The organism is Anabaena sp. CCY 9910, from assembly GCF_963920875.1.
Lineage (GTDB): Bacteria > Cyanobacteriota > Cyanobacteriia > Cyanobacteriales > Nostocaceae > Trichormus > Trichormus variabilis.
The window spans coordinates 43,110-59,250 of sequence record NZ_CAWUDJ010000013.1 but is presented as its reverse complement, the minus strand read 5'-3'; the positions used below and the strand labels follow the sequence as shown (position 1 = coordinate 59,250).

General features: G+C 41.7%; 8 protein-coding genes and 1 CRISPR repeat array. Of the genes, 2 read left to right on the top strand and 6 right to left on the bottom strand.

Annotation, left to right across the window (positions count from 1 at the left end):
• The first annotated feature begins 725 nt into the window (after positions 1–725).
• The gene (locus tag ACM5QX_RS12315; protein WP_414753763.1) at positions 726–4,025 is read left to right on the top strand and encodes an ATP-binding protein; all 3,300 of its coding nucleotides are present in this window, start codon (positions 726–728) and stop codon (positions 4,023–4,025) included.
• Positions 4,026–4,292: 267 nt separating this feature from the next.
• Positions 4,293–5,739: direct repeats of the CRISPR family, unit length 37 nt; unit sequence GTTTTAATTAACAAAAATCCCTATCAGGGATTGAAAC.
• Between the two features lie 306 nt (positions 5,740–6,045).
• On the opposite strand, the gene ACM5QX_RS12310 is transcribed toward ACM5QX_RS12315, so the two are convergent.
• The 6 genes from ACM5QX_RS12310 to ACM5QX_RS12285 all read right to left on the bottom strand — a co-directional run bounded on the left by ACM5QX_RS12310 (position 6,046) and on the right by ACM5QX_RS12285 (position 13,544).
• The gene (locus tag ACM5QX_RS12310; RefSeq protein WP_414753762.1) at positions 6,046–6,678 is read right to left on the bottom strand and encodes an exopolysaccharide biosynthesis protein; all 633 of its coding nucleotides are present in this window, start codon (positions 6,676–6,678) and stop codon (positions 6,046–6,048) included.
• 121 nt (positions 6,679–6,799) lie between these two features.
• The gene (locus ACM5QX_RS12305) at positions 6,800–7,675 is read right to left on the bottom strand and encodes a lipid kinase (RefSeq protein ID WP_414753761.1); all 876 of its coding nucleotides are present in this window, start codon (positions 7,673–7,675) and stop codon (positions 6,800–6,802) included.
• A gap of 418 nt (positions 7,676–8,093) precedes the next feature.
• A complete protein-coding gene (locus ACM5QX_RS12300; RefSeq protein ID WP_011317872.1) occupies positions 8,094–8,960 on the bottom strand; it encodes a nitrate ABC transporter ATP-binding protein in 867 nt (288 codons plus the stop codon).
• A 169-nt stretch (positions 8,961–9,129) separates the two neighbouring features.
• Positions 9,130–11,133 carry a nitrate ABC transporter ATP-binding protein gene (locus tag ACM5QX_RS12295; RefSeq protein ID WP_414753760.1) on the bottom strand — a complete coding sequence of 668 codons (2,004 nt, stop codon included), beginning with the start codon at positions 11,131–11,133 and terminating at the stop codon, positions 9,130–9,132.
• A gap of 81 nt (positions 11,134–11,214) precedes the next feature.
• A complete protein-coding gene (ntrB, locus tag ACM5QX_RS12290; protein ID WP_414753759.1) occupies positions 11,215–12,054 on the bottom strand; it encodes a nitrate ABC transporter permease in 840 nt (279 codons plus the stop codon).
• Between the two features lie 113 nt (positions 12,055–12,167).
• Positions 12,168–13,544 (bottom strand): CmpA/NrtA family ABC transporter substrate-binding protein, encoded by a 1,377-nt coding sequence (locus tag ACM5QX_RS12285; RefSeq protein ID WP_414753758.1) that lies wholly within the window; start codon positions 13,542–13,544, stop codon positions 12,168–12,170.
• A 579-nt stretch (positions 13,545–14,123) separates the two neighbouring features.
• Between ACM5QX_RS12285 and ACM5QX_RS12280 the strand changes: the two genes are divergently transcribed.
• Positions 14,124–15,581, top strand: a complete 1,458-nt coding sequence (locus tag ACM5QX_RS12280; RefSeq protein WP_414753757.1) for a protein adenylyltransferase SelO — start codon at positions 14,124–14,126, stop codon at positions 15,579–15,581.
• The last annotated feature ends 560 nt before the right edge of the window (positions 15,582–16,141 follow it).

Below are 16,141 nucleotides of genomic sequence, written 5' to 3'. Positions count from 1 at the left end.
AGTAGCTAGTTTTAGTGGATGATCTAAATTTTCTTTAACATCTGGTGGAAGAACCAATATTAATAGTAGCATTTACATACTTGTGTATTTTGCAATTACTGTCATCCATAGAGGTATGAAAATTAGTGAGAATAATTGGTATTTTTTAAATTAGTAATCCCATTGTTAAAAGATAGCCTATGTCAAAACATAGAGTTATGGTCTTTTACTCATTTGTCTATCTGTAATAGTAAATAAGTAAAATGATTACATTTTGTAAAGTTGCACATAATCGAAAATACGTTAGCTAATTCATGATTTACAGATGTATATCTATCTGAATAGAGATTTCCTATTCTGCTCCTTGATAAGATACTTAAACGGAATTAAAGTATTGTCGCATTCTCAATCATTATAATTCCTCAAGGTTCTAAAGCGAATGTTTGGAGCCATAATTGTTCTAGCCGTCATTATCAACAAAAAATTGAAACATCTGTAGAAAACTGGCGTGCTGATCTTGCCAGAGTTCGGAGGAGCAAAGGAAAATGTCACCGCTCTGAAAGCTAGTGAATGCAAATAGCAGTGTTCGAGAGAACCAATCTATTGTTTCAATAGTGTTAAAGCTCTACCAAAATCTCTTATATGAGTCTTCTTGAAAGATATTGCCTCCGGCAGTAACACTATCTGCTCCAATGCTTATGGTGGAGCTAGAGGCTTTCAGAGGAAGAATGATCCCCCAAAGCCTTATGTCAATGCTACAGTATCCGCTTGATGAATTTCTAGCCAATGTAACCAGTTGCTTAGAAACAAGTACTCTGGCAATGGTGCTGGAGATTTTTGAGCAACAGCAATGCGATCGCCTACCGCCCGCCTTTGGCGATCGCTTGGTGATAGTAAATGAGCAGCAATGCCCCGTTGGGTTGCTGCACTCTGGCCAGCTAGCACGGAAGTTGTTAGCAGCCACAGGTAATGAACTATTTTTAAACTTACAACAGCCACTGTCAACCTTTAGTCAAGCCTTAATTGAACCAATACAGATATTACCAGTCAGCCATAGTGTAGAGCAATTAGGCGTATTTTGGCGGTATCACCAAGCCCATAACTGGGAATATGTACTGGTTGATGAAGAAGGTAAATTCTTGGGGATTCTCGACAGTGTGCGTTTATTGGCAGCATTGGCAAAAGAGCAAACAGCGAATCATTCTCATGCCCCTAACTCTACATATATAGATGGTGTCGAGGCTGGTTTGAGGGGATCACCTATGGAGAGTGGAACGCCGACGCTACATTCATTGCAGGATGTCGCCCGTTCTCTGCGAGATGCTCCACCAGCGTCTAGAGGTGACCAACTCCAACCATTGGTACAGTTATTAGAGCGCCTACCTTGGCCTCTCATGTTGCAAACCAGTGCAGGTGAAGTGTTAACACGAAATTTAGCTTGGTGGCAACAATTGGGAGCATTGAAAGATCCAGAGGGTGTGCGTCAACAAGTGGAAGCAATTTTGGCAGCTACCAGGATTAAACAGCCAGAGTATGTTGGTCAAAGAAGTACCACAGGTACAAATCATATTCAAGGCTATGAGCAAGTAGGAGAGGAGTTAGCCCAAATACCAGCCACAGGTTTGCTACCCCTGTCACCCTACGAACCAACAACCAGCGCCAAAACTAGCTCTAGTCGCTGTTTTTTAGATAGTCAAATGGGTACTTGTACCTGTGTAGTAGAAGTGCAGAACGGACAGGAGCGAGTTTGGCAGTTTGCCAAAATTCTGTTAGATAATACTGATTTAAAATTGCCCAACACCGATGATTTATGGCTGGTGTTGGCGACGGATGTCACAGAACAGCAGCAACTTTGTAAAGAACTTGCAGCTAAAAATGCTGATCTCATTCAGTTAAATCGCTTAAAAGATGAATTTTTAGCTTGTATTAGTCATGAGTTGAAAACACCCTTAACGGCAGTTTTAGGCTTATCGCGGTTGCTGGTAGACCAGCAGTTGGGGGAACTGAACGAACGCCAAGCCCGTTATGCGGGGCTAATTCACCAAAGTGGTCGCCACCTGATGAGCGTGGTAAATGACATTTTGGATTTAACTCGCATGGAAACAGGGCAAATGGAATTGACCCCAGTACCAGTGAGTATTCGGGCTGTGTGCGATCGCGCCCTTTCTGAAGCCAAAGCGATCCATAATCAAACTAGTAAAGGCAGCACCACAGAAGCCACCCGCCAATCTACGCCAGAATTTACCCTCTCCATTGAACTGGACTTAGACCAGATAGTGGCTGATGAACTGCGTCTGCGGCAAATGCTAGTTCACCTGCTGTCTAACGCTTTCAAATTTACAGAAATATCCGGCGAAATTGGCTTAAGAGTAAGTCACTGGGAAGGATGGATTGCCTTTACAGTTTGGGATACAGGGATTGGTATTCCCGAACACCAACAACATTTAATTTTTCAAAAGTTCCAACAATTAGAAAATCCTCTGACTCGCCAATTTGAAGGTACAGGCTTAGGACTGGTTTTAACTAGGGCTTTAGCTCGTCTCCACGGCGGTGATGTCAGCTTTTTGTCGCGGGAAGGTAAAGGCAGTCAATTTACCTTGTTGTTACCACCTAGCCCACCCAGCAGTGGTTTTGCTGAGTCGGAAGTGGAAGTAGAAAATATACCCACCTCCAACACCAACACCCGCAATCGGGTAACGAATACTGGACAAAATCATCCAGTTTCCTGTCAAAGATTAGTCCTGGTGGTGGAAGCCGTAGCCAGATATATAGAAGATTTAACCGACCAACTGAAAACTTTAGGCTATCGAGTAGTAATTGCTCGTTCAGGAACAGAAGCTGTCGAAAAAGCCAGGCGTTTACAACCAAAAGCCATCTTTTTAAATCCCCTGTTACCTTTGCTGTCTGGTTGGGATGTGCTGACTCTGCTGAAATCTGATAGCGCAACTCGTCATATTCCGGTAGTAGTGACCGCTACAGGGGCAGAAAAAGAAATAGCCTTTGCTAACCGCGCCGATGGTTTCCTCAGCTTGCCAGTAGAACAGCAATCCCTGACACCATTGTTAGATAAATTATGTGGCAAATCGACGGTGCAGTCACTAGGTTTAGGGATTAATGAAAGGAATCAATCAAAAAAGACTCTACGGATTCTGCGGTTAGTGGATGTGGAACTGGAATCTATCAATCCCCATCCTTCACTACAAGAACACCGGGTGATTGAAGTGGATGATTTAGACCAAGCCGAACTTTTAGCCAGAGTTTGGCAGTTTGATGTCATTTTGTTGGATGTAGAAACTTCTCTAGCCAAAGCCTATTTACAACAGTTAACTCAACATCCCCGCCTAGCCGCTTTACCCTTAGTCACTTGTGACGTGGAAACAACCTTGGCTGCTTCCCAAATCTCTGGTCTTTCGGTGTTTCCTTGTTTAACACCCCGTGTGAAAGATCAGGACAGCGAACTACGCAAAGGTAAAGTAGATCCCTTACTATCGGTGTTACAAATTGCCTCCGGTATCTGCTACCCACCAAGTATCTTTGTAGTAGACTTGACCATGCTAGAGGATTTACCACAAGCTAGACGCAAGCCAGGCAAGGGTTCTAGTACAGAGAGAAAAACTGTCAGCCGTGGAGAAGTTGCCGAACGGGGAACTGAATGGTTCCAAGCTTTAATTCAGTACTTACAAACAGCCGGCTTGAAAGCCACAATGGCGCGCTGTTGGGCAGAAGTTTTACAACAAATTGGCCATAATAGCGTCGATTTACTGCTGATTTGTCTAGGAGAATCAGCTATCCATCCAGAAGCCGTCAACGCTTTGAAAGCATTACAGGATTTGCCCTGTAATTTGCCACCAATTTTAGTGATTGACCAACAATTAAGCCGCACTCAAGTAACTTCTCGCAGTAGACTGACCCATCATAAAAAGCAGGAGTCAGAATCTATCACAGACGTGGCAAAAGCGATCGCTACCCAAATTGTCCCACGTTCCATCTCAATGGAAGACTTGTTAACTCAAATTCATCAAACTTTGATTCTCAATGAACGCTAAGGAGTGGCGAGGATTAGCGTCAATCTATGGGTGTTTTTTCCCCAGTACCAAATTTTACGGCTGAAATGCTTATGCTGTAAGGATTTGAATCTGTTTGGCTTCAGTACGAGGTTGACGCGATCGCTTGAATCTTTTACCAGAGTGGCTTTTTCGGGATTTTTGAAGCTGCTACTCTTGACAACTCAATGGCTGAAAAGCTACCTTAGTTTCAGATTGACGCAACCGCACCTTGAAAACTAAATACAGTAAGCCTTCTAGACCCAGGCAGTTTTAATTAACAAAAATCCCTATCAGGGATTGAAACTAGTACTCTATTAATAAACTTCTGTCTATAAGCAAGGTTTTAATTAACAAAAATCCCTATCAGGGATTGAAACGAAAACCCCTGAGAAACAGCAACGCAGTTGCGTATGTTTTAATTAACAAAAATCCCTATCAGGGATTGAAACATCTGTTGGTAATTTTCAGAGCCAATTGCACTTTTAGTTTTAATTAACAAAAATCCCTATCAGGGATTGAAACCGCATGGAATAACATACCACCAGCTATTCCACCGCTTAGTTTTAATTAACAAAAATCCCTATCAGGGATTGAAACAATACTAGCAAAACTCTCTTCTATGCTTTGGGATAAGTTTTAATTAACAAAAATCCCTATCAGGGATTGAAACTCTTTCGGTAACTACCTCTGCCAATGCTTTGTTAGTTTTAATTAACAAAAATCCCTATCAGGGATTGAAACTTCACAAACCTATACGGGAAGCCTATCAACCATCGTTTTAATTAACAAAAATCCCTATCAGGGATTGAAACGTAGATAGAATCGTCACTTGAGGTTTGCTCACCGCCGTAAAGTTTTAATTAACAAAAATCCCTATCAGGGATTGAAACGCGCTCACCCATCTACTAAGAAATCTCCGCAAGTTTGAACAGGTTTTAATTAACAAAAATCCCTATCAGGGATTGAAACGCGCTCACCCTACGCTCAAACATAACTGAGCGTAAATCCGTTTTAATTAACAAAAATCCCTATCAGGGATTGAAACCGATTAAAACTTTCCAAGTACGGGTTTTCAGGTGTTAATGTTTTAATTAACAAAAATCCCTATCAGGGATTGAAACAAACTTATTCACGTCTTGATTCATACTCTTTTACCGTTTTAATTAACAAAAATCCCTATCAGGGATTGAAACCACTGAGTACAGTATCGAGCGCTGATTCCGCCTGTTTTAATTAACAAAAATCCCTATCAGGGATTGAAACATTGAGTTGTCGTTCCGTAGCGACAAAAATGGTAGCAAGTTTTAATTAACAAAAATCCCTATCAGGGATTGAAACTTGCTTTTGCTGTAGCCATAAATACATTTTTCCTTTAAAGGTTTTAATTAACAAAAATCCCTATCAGGGATTGAAACAAAGAATTCCAAATTCAATTAGAGTTGCACACATGTTTTAATTAACAAAAATCCCTATCAGGGATTGAAACCCGTTAACTTCTAATGACGGCAACGATCGCGGTATTGTTTTAATTAACAAAAATCCCTATCAGGGATTGAAACATCTCGTCTCGTAAGCGCATACTCTAGCGTCGTTGCTACAAAAGTTTTAATTAACAAAAATCCCTATCAGGGATTGAAACGTGCCAGGACTTTAGATTTACTTAGCTCTAAAGGTCAGGTTTTAATTAACAAAAATCCCTATCAGGGATTGAAACGGCGCAGCTAGAGCAATTGATTTGCCCATTCATTGCCTTGTTTTAGTGTTAGTTCGACGAAACCTAACCCCAACCCCTTCCCTACAAGGGAAGGGGCTAAAAATCCACAACTAAGTACCAAATAATCAGGGTTTTAAGCCTCTTCCCGACGCGGGGAGAGGTTTGGAGAGGGGTTATTCCGAATTTATCAAACCCACATTGTTTTAACTAACAAAAATCCTATCAGGGACTGAACAAACTCTTAATATCACCTATACCTACAGCCGCTTTACATAGGGTTTTAAAAAACAAACCCCGACTAATTATCTATTTAAAAATAGAGGGTAGAATACTAGGAGCCAACCATAAACCGTAACCAATAAATGCAAATACGGCTGTAATGACAGCCGTAGCAACATAGCTGAGGCAAATTAGTAAACCATCAGATTCAATTGTGGCGATCGCTAATAATAAAATACCTACAGTAGGTATCGGGTTAGTTAAGGGAATTGGTGAGATGAGTAATATTGTCAACCAAGATATACAAAACCCGTTGATACGCCAAGTTAAAGGGTTATCCGCAATTTTACTTAAGCGGGGACGGGCGATTTTCTCTACAACCTTGGTGACACGCCGCAGATTTTGAAGAAGAAACTGGGCAAAAGGACGCGGGAATTTATAATGAGCGATTTTTTTTGGTAACCAAGGCGATCGCCTACCCAAAACCATCTGTACCGATAATATCAGACAAGCAGCACCAAAAGGCCCGGTTGCCCCTGGTGGCATAGGAAATAAGAAAGGCAAAACCAATAATGCAATTACCAAGCTAAAACCACGTTCTGAGGTTTCCGCCAAAATGTCGCCAAGTGTCAAATGCTGTTCGGCTAAACGTTGCAGCAATGACTTAATTTCTTGAGAAAAGCTTAAACGCACTTGGTGTGAATTGAGGTGAATTGCCACAATAATCCCACTTAATCTAAATAAAATAAATACAACATATCAATACAACTTACGCACCCAGATTTTCTGTGGAAACCGGGTGTAGGGGTGTAGGAGTGTAAGAGTTGCAAACATTTATACTTCACACTGGTGGAACTAAAACAGCTACAGCCTTAGGAATAACGCGAAAGGTGGCGGGGGTATAGGTTGTGATTTCACCATCGGTATTAATAGCACGGGGTTTACGTGTATAAACTTCAAACTCCTGTCCGTTGAGGGCGCGGACGTTTTGTCGATGAATGTGTCTGCCATTTCGCATTGCAGGTAATAAGGGAATAATTTCCCACCAATGACTAATTTCTAAACTATAAAGGTCTAGTCTTTGGTCATCAATACTAGCATCGGGAACTATAGCCATACCACCGCCGTAATAGCGGCCATTTCCGACAGCAATTTGTACAGTTTTGACACGAAAAACTCTGTCTTTAGAGTGAATCTCTGCACTAAAAGGACGAGATTCCCAAATAACTTGTATTGCTGTCACAGCATAAGCAAATATTCCCCAGCGACGTTTAAATTCTTTGGTAAGTCGGCGGGTAATTTTTACACTCAGTCCTAAACTGGCAACATTAAAAAAGTGTTTACCATTTACCCAACCTAAATCAATACGTCTTAATTCTCCTTCGGCAATTGTTCTACAAGCTTCAGGCAATGAGTTAGAAATTCCTAGTGTTCTAGCTAAGTCATTAGCAGTTCCTAGTGGTAAAATTCCTAAAGGTAATTGTGTTTCGACTAAAGCATCAACGACAGCATTTAATGTACCATCACCCCCTCCAACTATGACTAAATCGACTTGATATTTATACTTATGTATAACTTGAGAAAGATGCTTAGGATGTTCTGTTGATTCCTCGATTAACTGAAAATTAAATTTCTTCAGATGATTAATTGCCTCCAATAGACGCGCTTGTCCTTGGCGGGCATGACGATTGACTAATAACAGTGCGCGGAGGCTCATAATAATTGTAATTTGTAATACGTAATCTGTGGTTAAGAGATAAGATTACTATTGAATTTGTGAATTATCCGTAGTAAGCATAGCCCATCAAAACCGGACATATACAGATACTAACACCACGCCAGTTGCCACAACACAGCAAACCTCCGTAACGCAATGCTTCCCCGGCAGAAATTTTATTTTTACTTTATCAATAACCTCTAACAAGCAACTATATTTATCATAGTTAAAAAACATAAATATTGTCGCCATAAAATACTATAGATCCCCGACTTCTTTGAGAAGTCGGGGATCTAGTATCTCACAAATTATTGATGATTGCTATTTAAAAAAAAGGTAGAAGATAAGTGGTAAAATCGGGTGATGTTACCTTTTATCTTTTACCTAAGTGCTAACAGTCGTCATCTGGGGAACGTTGTTATCCCACATCATCATGGGCAAATCTATTAAAGAGAAAGTCTAGGGCGTAGTTACGCAGTTTATAGTATTCTGGATCTTCCATTATACGGGCGCGATCGCGTGGGCGAGAAAATGGAATTTCCAACACTTCACCGATTTTGGCGTGGGGGCCGTTGGTCATCATGACCAATTTATCGGCTAAAAATAGCGCCTCATCGATATCGTGGGTAATCATCAATACTGTGCAGCGATTATCACCCCAGATTTTCAACAATTCTTCTTGTAATTCTTCCTTGGTAATGGCATCTAGCGCCCCAAAAGGTTCGTCTAAAATCAGGACTTTGGGACGAATTGCCAAAGCACGGGCAATAGATACCCGTTGTCTCATACCCCCTGACATTTGCATGGGTTTTTTCTCCATCGCATCAGCCAGTCCCACCATTGCCAGATGTTCCCGAACAATTGCCCTTTTCTCTGGTTCTGGCTTGTTGGGGTAAACAGCATTCACCGCTAGGTAGATATTTTCAAAAGCAGTCCGCCAAGGAAGGAGGGCATAGTTCTGAAACACCACCATTCTATCGGGGCCAGGTTGGGTGATGGGTTGACCTTCCAGTAAAACTTGCCCGGAGGTAGGAAAGTTAAAACCAGACACCATATTTAGCAGTGTGGATTTACCACAACCAGAGTGACCAATAACGCAGAGAAATTCACCCTGTTCTACATTTAAGTTAACGCCATCAAGGACGGTGAAGGGGCCTTTCTTGGTGGGATAGACTTTACTAACATCTTTAATTTCTAGGAAAGGTCTGTTGTTAGTCGCACTAACTGAGTGTCTTTCCTGTCTGCTTCTGGTGGTTTCGGTAACGCTTGAACTACGGTTTTGCATGGTGGTGAAGGGGGTAGTGGGGGAGTTTTGTAGGGTGTGTTCAGGACGTTAGTCCTAACGCACCATTGAAGATTATGGGTGCGGTGTGTTAACCTGCGGCATAACACACCCTACTGGCTGTGATTTTGAATTTTGTAGCTTGCTTCTCCGATAGGAGTATTTTGAATTGTTAAGCTACTCTTCTGGTTGGCGAGTCTAAGATGACTTCCGCAATGGAGAAATCACGCTTAATGTGCAAGCTGTTGAGATAGGCTATAGGGTCGTCGGCGTTAAAGGGTGTTCCATCAAATAATTCGATGGGTTGGCGAGTGTAGCTGATGTCCAGACCTAATTCTCTGGCGGCGGTACTGAAAACCCGTACACGACAAACCCGTTCTACAACTTCTACCCAATTTCTGGGGAAAGGCGTATCACCCCAGCGCGCCAACTGACTCATAATCCAGATTTGTTCGGTACGGCTGGGACGGTTGATGGCTGACTCAGCAAAAAACTGGTGGTGGGCGTAGTCCCGTAATGGGTGGTCTATATCACAGACAAGGCTATTCGGGTCTTCCAGTTGAATGTAATCTAAATCTGTGCTGACGTAATCTCTACCCGCTACTATTCTTCTAACTTCTTCGACATTTTCTGGTCGAGAACAATATTCACAGGCTTCCAGCAAAGCTTTAGTTAAGGCGATGTGGGTATTAGGATATTTTTCTGCCCAATCTTCCCGCACACCCAAGACTTTACCGGGGTGTCCCAACCACACTTCTAAGTCGGTAGCAATGGTAAAGCCGATATTTTCCACGGCGGCGCGGTAATTCCAAGGTTCACCCACGCAATAACCATCAATACTTTTGTTTTGCAAGTCGGCTACCATCTGGGCTGGTGGGATGGTTCTCATATCCACATCTAAATCAGGGTCAATTCCACCAGCCGCTAACCAGTAACGTAGCAATAAATTGTGCATCGATGCGGGATGGACTACCCCCATGATGTGGCGTTGGTCACGGGTACGCAACAGATAATTTTTGAAGTCCGATAAGCTGCGGACACCTTCATCATAAAAGCGTTTCGCCAAAGTGATGGCGTTACCGTTGCGGGTCATGGTGAGGGCGGTAACCACAGGCAGGGGTTGGTTGTCATGTCCTCCCAAGGTTAACCACATAGGCATCCCGGAAGGCATTTGGGCAGCATCTATATAACCGCCTTTCATACCATCCACAATACCCCGCCAGCTAGTTTCCCGCACTAGGTTAACTTCATCTAAACCATGCTTAGTAAAGAAACCTTTTTCTTTAGCCACAGCTAAGGGGGCGCAAGCTGTCAAAGGTAAGAAACCAATTTCTAGGTTAACTTTTTCTAACCCATGACGAGCCACATCTGCGGTTTTCCGGGCGCGAATTTTCTTCACCCGCTTTTGTTGGTTGAGGAAGTAAATCATTTCACTCCGCAAACTGTAGTAGCTTGGGTGTTCTACTACTTCCATGCGTTTGCGGGGTCTGGGGATATCAACTTCCAAAATGTCACCAATTTTGGATTCGGGGCCGTTGGTCAGCATGACAATTCTGTCAGACAACAGCACAGCTTCATCTACGTCGTGAGTCACCATTACCGCAGTGACTTCATTTTCTTCGCAGATTTGCATTAACTGTTCCTGCAAATTACCCCTGGTGAGGGCATCTAAAGCCCCAAAGGGTTCATCCAATAGTAATAGTTTAGGACGAATTGCCAAGGCGCGGGCGATCGCTACCCGTTGTTTTTGTCCCCCAGACAACATCCCCGGTTGTTTATCAGCGTGGGGACGCAAACCCACCATATCTATATGTTTTTCTACAATTGATTTGCGTTCAGCTTCCGGCATCCCCTTCATAACTGAGTTTACAGCTAGGGCGATATTTTCTCTCACCGTCCGCCAAGGCAACAAAGAATAGTTTTGGAAAACCACCATCCGGTCTGGCCCTGGTCTGCTAATTCTTTGTCCTTCCAGAGTTACTATACCTTCAGTTGGCAAATCCAAACCAGCAATCATATTCAATAAAGTGGACTTACCGCAACCGGAGTGACCAATCAAAGAAACAAATTCACCTTTTCTAATTTGGAGGTCAATTCCTTTGAGGGCGATATATTTCCCACCGCCGGTTAATTCAAATACCTTATCAATTTGGTCAACTGCAACAAATACGCTCATTTCCTTTGTTCCCCATGACTTTGTTCGCTTGGTCAATAGCCATTAACTAATGACTATTGACTAATGACTATCGACTAATCTCTATTTCTGTTCTGCTGGTAAAATTTTGTTCTGCAACCAAGCCATTAACTTATCGAGAATCAGACCAACAACACCGATGTAGACCAGGGCTAAAATTACTTCGCTGACGTTGTTGTTTTGATAAGCATCCCAGATGAAGAAACCAATCCCAACGATACCGGACATAACGATTTCTGCGGCGATAATCGCTAACCAAGCCAAACCAATCGCTATTCTCAAGCCAGTGAAAATGTAGGGTAAAGCAGAGGGAATAAGGATGTTGGTGAAGTATTCTTTGCGGCTAAGTTGAAGAACTTTAGCAACGTTGTTGTAATCTTGGGGAATTTGAGTTACGCCTACTGCCGTGTTAATTAAGATAGGCCAAATGGCAGTAATGAAAATTACGAATAATGCTGCTGGTTCGTTTTGTCTTAAAGCTGCCAAGGAAATGGGAACCCAAGCCAAAGGTGGTACAGTCCGTAGTAATTGGAATATAGGGTCTAAAGCTTTGGACATGGTTTTATTAATGCCAATTAAAACCCCTAAAGCAACGCCAACAAAGGCCGCTAAACTATAGCTGATTGCTACCCGTTGGAGACTGGCTAAAATTTGCCAAAATAGACCTTTGTCTGTGCCACCCTTATCGTAGAAGGGATACAAAATAAGTATCCAGGTGTCTTGGATTACTTGTACAGGGCCTGGTAATGTAGCGCCAGGAGTCCACGAGAATAACTGCCAGATTACCAGAAAAATTATGATGGCGATCGCTGGCGGGAATAAATCAGGAAACTGCTTTTGTAAACTTGATAAGAAACTGTTATCAAATCTAGGATTTACTGGTCTTTTCTGTGCGACGGTCATGTTAATTTATGCTCCTCAGATGACGACTTGTGGAAGGAAAACTTGACTCAAGAGTGTAGCGATTCTCTTGATTGATGACTGATGACTGTTGACTGATGACTGTTAACTAATGACTAAACACTAACTTTCTTGATTTTGAGATTTTTGAGATATTCTTCTGGCTTTTCGGGGTCAAATTTTGTGCCATCAAAGAATTCTTCAACACCGCGAGATGTACTTGTGGGAATATCAGCCGCAGCAATTCCCGCTTCTTTAGCTGCTTCTTTCCAAATATCTTCGCGGTTGACTTTATCGATTAATTCTTTGGCTTTAGCTGCACCATTTGCTAGGTAATCTTTGGGTAAGAATCCCCAACGCACGTTTTCTGTGATGAACCACAAATCATGACTCTTGTAGGGATAAGAAACACTACCTTTTTCATCTTTCCAGTAGTAAGCCGCCATTGATTTATCATCAATTTTGCGACCATCACCCATGTCATATTTGCCGACATATGGGTCTGCCAGAATTTCTGGATTATTGAGGTTGAAATAATTTCTTCCAGCCAGAATTTGAGCTGCTTCTTTGCGGTTGTCAAAATTATCTAACCACTGTTGCGCCTCCATAATGCCTTTGAGTAACGCTTTGGTTGCTTTGGGGTATTTATCCACCCAATCAGCTCTCATGGCCAAGTATTCTTCTGGGTGATTTTTCCAAATCTCTGCGGTTAAGGCGGCCATGTAGCCAATTTTGTCGTTGACCAAGCGGAATGGCCAGGGGTCACCTGTGCTGAAAGCGTCCATTGTGCCGGTTTTCATGTTAGCTACAGTCTGCGCCGCCGGGACTGTCAGCAGTTTGACATCTGCGTCTGGGTCAATACCGCCTGCGGCTAACCAGTAGCGAATCCATAAGTCTTGGTTGACGTGGGGGAAGGTAAAAGCTGCGGTGAAGGGTGTAGAAGACTTGAGTTGGCTAAATAAAGACTTAGCGCCTTCTAATTTTAAACTGATACCTTTACCTTGGTGTTTGTTGGCGATCGCAATTCCATTCCCATGTGTAATTAATTGACATAACACATACATGGGTATCTTTTGATTACCCTTAGTAATTAAACCTTCGGTAATCAAGTGTGGCATAGGCATTTGCCATTGACCGCCATCAATACCACCACCAGCCGAACCAATTTCTACGTTATCTCTAGCAGAACCCCAAGAAGCTTGTTTAGAAAGTTCTACATTAGTTAATCCATATTTAGCAAAGAAACCTTTTTCTTTGGCAATAATTAAAGGAGCCGATTCCACAATGGGAATATATCCCAACTTCACAGTAGTGACTTCTGGTGCTTGCTCTGCGCTCACATTAGCAGCAGGTTGAGCAGTTGGTGCAGATTGTGTTCCTCCGGTAGTCTCAGGCGGATTTCCCAAGCAACCTTTGAGGAATACTGCACCTGCCGAAGCTCCTGCTGTAACTATAAACTTGCGGCGAGAAAATTGATTAAAAAACTCTGTCATATATAGCCCCTTGAGTTGAATTTAAATTTTTGTAGACATGACAATTTATGCAGGCGAAACAGATGTTTCGTGCAATATACAAAAACTTTTTTCACCATACTGAGTAAAACGATCCCCTCGATTTCTATGCAGAAATAGATTGAATCACTACTGAGTAAATAAAAATAGCTAAATTACTTGGCTTTACTTGAGCTTTCCTTGCGGTCGCTCGCTGTATTGAAATTTAGTTTACAGGTTTTATTCTCAAAGTGGTTAACTTTGAACAGGTAATTATTAAATAAATATTAGATTGGTTATATAAGTAAAAATTTATCTTCGCAGACAAAAGTAGGCATATTCATTCAATGTATCGATGTTTATCAATGATGAGCATTTATGAAGAAGGGGATTTACTCAATTGATCCATATATTGATGTAATTTTCTGGTAAAAACCTGGGGATTTATCAATACAAACTATTATCTAAAACTATAGATTGAGTATTTATGCTGGCTGAAATTGCCAAGTTTAGTTGGCGATTCACAAGAACTTAGCTAGGACGATAGTATTGAGGGAAGAATCAATTAAGCTTGGCTTATCAATGACTTTAGCGGAAACTTTCAATACCGAAAATCATCCCAATCCTTTGATTACCCTGAACTACGAACCGGCCTTAGAATCTTTGGGTAACGACTACTATGATGAAGTCACAGCCGCCGAATTTCCTCAACTCACTCTACGCTGGCGGAATGACGCGATACTACCAAGACTGGGACTAGACCCGCAAACAGTCACAGATGAAGATTTCATCACCGCTTTTGGTTTATTCCAAGGACGCAAGCCACTGTTAGCACTGCGTTATCACGGCTATCAATTCGGTGAGTATAACCCCAACTTGGGTGATGGTAGAGGTTTTTTGTATGGACAAGTTCGCGGTACTGATGGCGAACTGTATGACTTTGGGACAAAAGGTTCTGGAAGAACACCCTATTCTCGTGGTGGTGATGGAATGCTGACACTCAAAGGTGGCGTGAGAGAGGTTTTAGCCGCCGAAGCATTACACCAATTAGGAGTGAGAACCTCTCGCTGTCTCACCATGATAGAAACTGGTTTAGGTTTGTGGCGCGGTGATGAACCTTCACCCACCCGTTCGTCGGTGATGGTGAGGATGAACAAGTCTCATATTCGTTTTGGGACTTTTGAGCGTCTGCACTATTTTCAACGCTCAGATTTAATTAAAAAACTCTTAGATCATGTAATTGAGCATTATTACCAACACCTAGCCCATGAATCAGATAAGTATGCTTTATTTTATGCGGAATTAGTGAAACGGGTGGCGGAATTAGTCGCTCAATGGATGGCCGCAGGCTTTTGTCATGCGGTTCTCAACACTGACAATATGTCAATTACTGGAGAAAGCTTTGACTATGGGCCTTATGCGTTTATTCCTACTTATAATCCCTACTTTACAGCTGCATATTTTGATTATTACGGACGCTATTGTTACATCCAACAACCAAGTATTTGTCAGTGGAACCTGGAAATGCTGCAAGTCCCATTAAGAGCAGTTATTGATAAAGCTGATATGGAAGCAGGATTAGCCAAATTCAATGAGTATTGCCATGCAGAATATCACTCTTTAATGTTGAAAAAATTAGGCTTTGAGCAGTTAACCACCCCAGAAGCAGAAGAGCTTTTAAGCCTCACCCTCAAGTTTTTACAAGAGAGTCAAGTTGGTTATCACCAGTTTTTCTATGAGATGGCGCGTACATTTTCAGTTAAATGGAGAGATGAGCCAGGACTGGTATTAAGTGGTTCAGATATTGTTCCTCCATCAGGTACAGATGCAAACTTTGATAATTGGTGTGTGCTTTACCATAAAATTCTCAATAATTTCGACTATGAACAAGTGAAGATAATTGCTCAGAATCTTACTTACTACAATCCAAAAACTTCATTATTGAGACCCACCATCGAAGAAGCTTGGGAACCGATTGTTCAAGAAGATAATTGGCAACCTTTTTATGATTTAGTTAAGAGCATTCAATCAAGAGGCTAGTAACTAAGCAGAAGGTCTTCAAGGCGGAATATCCTACGGGGAGGCTTACGCCGACCCAGGAAAGCAAGCTACAGAAATCAAAATTAATATAAAGTAAGCATTTTTTGTTGGTAGTTATTGATTATTTACTGGAAAAAGTTAGGTTTAAAACCGAGTAGCATTGTAGGCAAGACATCCTTTTTTCCAAGGTAGGCTTCGGCGTGAGCGTTCGACTGAACGCTCACGCCGGCCGAAATCGGAACGGTAGAAAACCAACACCAGTGCTTTCAAGTCGGGAACACGCCCACGCCCCTGGCTCTAGGTTATTGATTTTGTAACTTTTCAGGATTTAAAAATTAATGCAGTAGCGTATTTTGTTTCCTCATGAAAACTAAAAAGACATAGAACTTTCACCCAGATTGTCTAACTAATATACCTGTTTTATTTTTAATAAAAAAAATAACTATATTTAACAGCAAATAACAGGTTAATAATCACATATTTAAGCTATTTTAGCTATGGTTTAAGTTAATAACTTTGATTGTGATTAGATATATAAATATTAAAGTTAAATTAATTTT

Excerpts from the sequence above, each read along its gene's own strand:
- ACM5QX_RS12315 (WP_414753763.1), top strand. The coding sequence starts at position 726 with ATGTCAATGCTACAGTATCCGCTTGATGAATTTCTAGCCAATGTAACC.
- ACM5QX_RS12305 (WP_414753761.1), bottom strand. The coding sequence starts at position 7,675 with ATGAGCCTCCGCGCACTGTTATTAGTCAATCGTCATGCCCGCCAAGGA.
- ACM5QX_RS12300 (WP_011317872.1), bottom strand. The coding sequence starts at position 8,960 with ATGCAAAACCGTAGTTCAAGCGTTACCGAAACCACCAGAAGCAGACAG.
- ACM5QX_RS12295 (WP_414753760.1), bottom strand. The coding sequence starts at position 11,133 with ATGAGCGTATTTGTTGCAGTTGACCAAATTGATAAGGTATTTGAATTA.
- ntrB (WP_414753759.1), bottom strand. The coding sequence starts at position 12,054 with ATGACCGTCGCACAGAAAAGACCAGTAAATCCTAGATTTGATAACAGT.
- ACM5QX_RS12285 (WP_414753758.1), bottom strand. The coding sequence starts at position 13,544 with ATGACAGAGTTTTTTAATCAATTTTCTCGCCGCAAGTTTATAGTTACA.
- ACM5QX_RS12280 (WP_414753757.1), top strand. The coding sequence starts at position 14,124 with ATGACTTTAGCGGAAACTTTCAATACCGAAAATCATCCCAATCCTTTG.